General features: G+C 67.7%; 5 protein-coding genes. All 5 read right to left on the bottom strand.

Going from position 1 to position 4,452, the window contains the following annotated elements:
* Positions 1–550 (bottom strand): Hsp70 family protein (locus D477_RS00415; RefSeq protein ID WP_150109917.1); only part of this gene is annotated, 550 nt, incomplete at its 3' end.
* Between the two features lie 225 nt (positions 551–775).
* Positions 776–1,444, bottom strand: a complete 669-nt coding sequence (locus D477_RS00410; RefSeq protein WP_005266148.1) for a TetR/AcrR family transcriptional regulator — start codon at positions 1,442–1,444, stop codon at positions 776–778.
* A 109-nt stretch (positions 1,445–1,553) separates the two neighbouring features.
* On the bottom strand, positions 1,554–2,987 hold the full coding sequence (locus D477_RS00405; protein WP_005266147.1) for a class II fumarate hydratase: 1,434 nt from the start codon (positions 2,985–2,987) through the stop codon (positions 1,554–1,556).
* Positions 2,988–3,089: 102 nt separating this feature from the next.
* Positions 3,090–3,704, bottom strand: coding sequence for a carbonic anhydrase (locus D477_RS00400; RefSeq protein WP_005266146.1), 615 nt, complete (start codon positions 3,702–3,704; stop codon positions 3,090–3,092).
* An 89-nt stretch (positions 3,705–3,793) separates the two neighbouring features.
* On the bottom strand, positions 3,794–4,399 hold the full coding sequence (locus D477_RS00395) for a DUF4245 domain-containing protein (RefSeq protein ID WP_005266145.1): 606 nt from the start codon (positions 4,397–4,399) through the stop codon (positions 3,794–3,796).
* Positions 4,400–4,452: the final 53 nt, after the last annotated feature.

Here is a 4,452-nt window from a genome sequence, read left to right as displayed (position 1 = left end):
CGTCGAAGGTGCCGCCGCCGAGGTCGTAGACCGCAATCAGGCTGCCTTCACTCACGCGTTCCTGGGCGGCGTAATGCAGGGCGGCCGCCTCGGGTTCGCTGACCAAGGAGACGTCCGGCAGCCCTGCCTGCGCCATGGCCTCGCGGAGCAGGTTTGACTTGTAGCCGCCCCAACTGGCGGGGCGCGAGAGGATAACGGCCGCCGGCGCCGACCCTTCGCGTTCCGTGGCCCGCTCCACTACCCACCGCGCTACCGTGGCAAGCAGGTCTTCAGGGGCCGCGGTCCGTTCGCCGGCGACGATGGGCACGGAGTCGCCGACCCGCCGTTTGAATTCGCGCACCACGCGCTCGGGCTGTTCGATGCCACGACGTTCGGCCGCTTCGCCGACCAGGACCTGGCCGTCCTCGGCGAGGAAGACCACCGACGGTATGGTGGCCGCCCGTTGGCCGAGGTGAAACGATTGTGGTTCCTGCCGGCCACCCGGGCCGGTTCGCGCTATCGCTGCGGCGGTAAAACTCGTGCCGACGTCAACACCAAGAACATAGGCCATTGTTCCCCCAAGGACGAGCGCATCAACTCCCCCATAGGACGCCCCTGCGAGTCGGGATAGTCCGTAAGTTGCTGCCCGGATTGACCCTCAGAGTAGCACCGGGCCTGACGCGTATGGGGGAAAAAGCTGCCCCACGTTTTGGGGGCTTGCGGGGCCGCCGGAAGGTGCTAAAGTCAGCCCTCCCGCTGGGCTTGGAGCCGTGACGTTTCCCCTGGGCGCCGGTGCTCAGGAGCCTGGATGGACGGGGCGCTCGGCGGCCAGGATGGCCCGGGCGGTCTGGACGGTTTCGGCCAGGATGTCGCGGTAGCTGCGGGTGTTCCACTCCGCGAGGAACTCGGCTCCGGCACGCTGGGTCAGGGCGGAGAGCAGGCTGACGGCCACCCGGATGCGGGCATCGTGCGGCAGCAGCCGTTCCCGGGCCGCCAGCAGCTGGGCGAAGGCTTCCTCGGTCTGCCGCGTGCCGTGCGTGGCCTTGGCCAGCAGCCTCGGTTCGGCGGCGATCGCCCGCTTCAGCCTGATGGTTTGCTGCCGGTTCATCGCCAGCCGCTCCATCATGGCGCAGGCGAGAGTGCTGAAATCCTCCAGGAGGGTGGGGGTCAGTGCGCCATACTCCGCCGGTGGGGCGGACTTGCGGCCGCCGTCAACGAAGGCCCGCGCCAGCTCCTCCGGGATGTGGTCCAGCGGATCGCCGAAGATGGCGTCTTCCTTCCCCGGGAAGTAGTTGAAGAAGGTGCGGCGCGAGATGCCCACTTCTTCACAGAGCTGCTCGACCGTAAAGCCGTTGACCCCGTGCGCGGCTGTCAGCGCACGGGCGGCATCGGTGATGGCCAGGCGGGTAGCCGCACGTTTACGCTCCCGCAGCCCGCCGCCGTCGTTCTTTGCACTCTCAGTCACGAAAGTAGATTTTTGCACTCACGAAGGAACGATGCACAACAATATGGCCGGAAACACAGCGGCGCCCGGTCCGCGGGGGGACCGGGGGCGCCGAAGCTGCCGGAACGGGCTACTTGGCCTGCGGCGGAGCGGTCATGGAGAGCACGTCGAGGGCGCTGTCCAGCTGCTCCTCGGTCAGCTCGCCGCGCTCAAGGAAGCCGAGGGCGATCACGGATTCGCGGACGGTGAGGCCTTCCTTCACCGAGTGCTTGGCGATCTTGGCGGCGTTCTCGTAGCCGATGTACTTGTTCAGCGGGGTCACGATGGACGGCGAGGCCTCGGCCAGGAAGCGGGCGCGCTCCACGTTGGCGGTGAGGCCGTCGATCATCTTGTCCGCCATCACCCGGGAGGTGTTGGCCAGCAGGCGGATGGACTCGAGCAGGTTGGCAGCCATCACCGGGATGCCAACGTTGAGCTCGAACGCGCCGTTGGTGGAGGACAGGGCGATGGTGGTGTCGTTGCCGACGACCTGGGCGGCGACCATGATGGCGGCCTCGCAGATGACCGGGTTCACCTTGCCCGGCATGATCGAGGAGCCTGGCTGCAGGTCCGGAATAGCGATCTCGCCCAGGCCGGTGTTGGGGCCGGAGCCCATCCAGCGCAGGTCGTTGTTGATCTTCATGAAGGCGTACGCGATGTTGCGCAGCTGGCCGGAGGCCTCGATCAGGCCGTCGCGGTTGGCCTGGGCCTCGAAGTGGTTGCGGGCCTCGGTCAGCGGCAGGCCGGTGTCCGCGGCGAGCAGTTCGATCACGCGGGCGGAGAAGCCGGCGGGGGTGTTGATGCCGGTGCCGACGGCGGTGCCGCCCAGCGGGACCTCGGCCACGCGCGGCAGCGAGGCGTTGATGCGCTCGATGCCGTAGCGGACCTGGGCTGCGTAGCCGCCGAACTCCTGGCCGAGGGTGACCGGGGTTGCATCCATCAGATGGGTGCGGCCGGACTTGACGACGTCCTTGAACTCCTCGGCCTTGCGCTCCAGCGACTTGGCCAGGTAGTCCAGCGCGGGGATCAGGTCGTTGATCAGCGCGGAGGTTGCGGCGACGTGGACCGAGGTCGGGAACACATCGTTGGAGGACTGGGAGGCGTTGACGTGGTCGTTCGGGTGCACGACCTTGTCGCTGCCGCCGTCCTTGAGCGCACGGGTGGCCAGTTCGGCGAGGACCTCGTTGGTGTTCATGTTCGAGGAGGTGCCGGAGCCGGTCTGGAACACGTCGATGGGGAAGTGGCCGTCGAAGTCGCCGCCGGCCACCTTGTCCGCGGCGGCCTCGATCGCCTTGGCCAGCTCGCCGTCCAGCACGCCCAGCTCGGCGTTGGCGGTGGCGGCGGCCTTCTTGATCCGGGCCAGGGCTTCGATGTGCGCGCGCTCCAGCGTCTTGCCGGAGATCGGGAAGTTCTCGACGGCGCGCTGGGTCTGGGCGCGGTAGAGGGCGTCTACCGGAACGCGGACCTCGCCCATCGTGTCGTGTTCAATGCGGTACTCAACAGAGTCGGCAGTCGTGGAAGTCATGGCTCCAAGCTTATGCCTGCGGCCGCGCCCGGTCCGAATTGTGTTGCAGGTGGACGGGCGGGCCGCAGGCGGGAAGGAAATGCGACGAGGCGCGGGACTGAACTAGAGCGCGCCGTGTCCCGCGACGAGGTCCGCGCGGCCTTCGGCAAGGCTGTAGGCGACGCCAACGACTGCCGTCCGGCCGGCTGCGACCGCTTCGGAGATGGCCCGCGAGCTGTCCACCAGGCGTTCGGAGGACTGGCGGACGTTCTCGACCACCATGTCGTTGATGTTTTCCTTGCCGGCGCGCCGGGCGGCCAGCACGGAGGGGGTGATCCGCTCGACCAGGTCGCGGATGCCGCCGCGCGGCATTTCGCCCGTGTCGACCGTATCCCTGGCGGCCGTCACGGCACCGCAGCTGTCATGGCCGAGGATCACGATCAGCGGTACGCCGAGGACGTCGACCCCGTATTCGAGCGAGCCCACGACTGCCTCGTCCAGGACATGGCCGGCGGTGCGGACCACGAAGGCATCGCCCAGGCCCAGGTCGAAGATGATCTCGGCGGCGAGCCGGGAGTCCGAGCAGCCGAAGATGATGGCGAACGGGTGCTGCTCGTTCACCAGCGAACTGCGGCGGGCGGCGTCCTGGTTCGGATGGACGGATGTGCCCGAGACGAAACGGTCGTTGCCCTCGAGCAGTTTCTTCCAGGCTTCAGCGGGGGTGAGGTTGGTAGTCACCCTGCTTACGATACTGGCAGCGGCGGCGGACCCGTGCTGCTGGCCGTTCCGTTACGGGCGGATGAACGTTTGGTGTTGCCGGCCGGCGGCTACTTCGCCGGTGCCGTGTCCAGAGCCTTGACGACGGCGGCAGCAACCGTGTCGAATTCGTCCAGTTCCCCGCGTCCCGACAGGATGATGGTGTAGCCGTCCTTGTCCAGGACCAGGTGCTTCTTGCCTTCGCCGCGGTCGCGCAGCTCCCAGGTTTCGCCGCCGGCCTGTCGGTCGCTGGTGACCGGGGCGTTCTCCGTCTGCTGGGCCGTCCAGGTCGGGTTGGCCTGGTCCGTCTGGACGAGGGCGATGTGTTGGCCGTTCGGCGTCAGGTAGCCGACCTCCCAGGCCGGGACCTTGGCGCTGCCGCCTGAGTTCCAGCGGGCATAGTTGGCCTTCCAGGGCTCGGGGAGCTCTGCCGCCACCGGCAGGTAGCCGGCGGCCCCTTCGGCCTGTTGTGCGACGCCGGCGACGTTAATATTACGTTCGTAGACCTCGGACTTGCTGGACGGGTTGAGGAAGAAAACCGGCAGGAACAGGGCGATGCTCAGCCCGAGCGCGATCAGCATTCCGGTCACGGTCGCATTGGCGCGTTTGGCCTGCTTCGCCGTCAGGACGGGAGTCGGGGCCGGCTGGTCGTTCTGTTCGGGACGCACTTCACTCACCCCACCATTGTCCCTTAACCCGCATGACCCAAGCACCGCCGTCGTACTCCTGC

This window comes from Arthrobacter crystallopoietes BAB-32 (assembly GCF_000328305.2).
Lineage (GTDB): Bacteria > Actinomycetota > Actinomycetes > Actinomycetales > Micrococcaceae > Crystallibacter > Crystallibacter crystallopoietes_A.
This window is presented reverse-complemented; position numbering and strand designations above follow the sequence as displayed.

What these genes read in the sequence shown, in the direction of transcription:
- D477_RS00405 (WP_005266147.1), bottom strand. Translation starts at nt 2,987, where the DNA reads ATGACTTCCACGACTGCCGACTCTGTTGAGTACCGCATTGAACACGAC.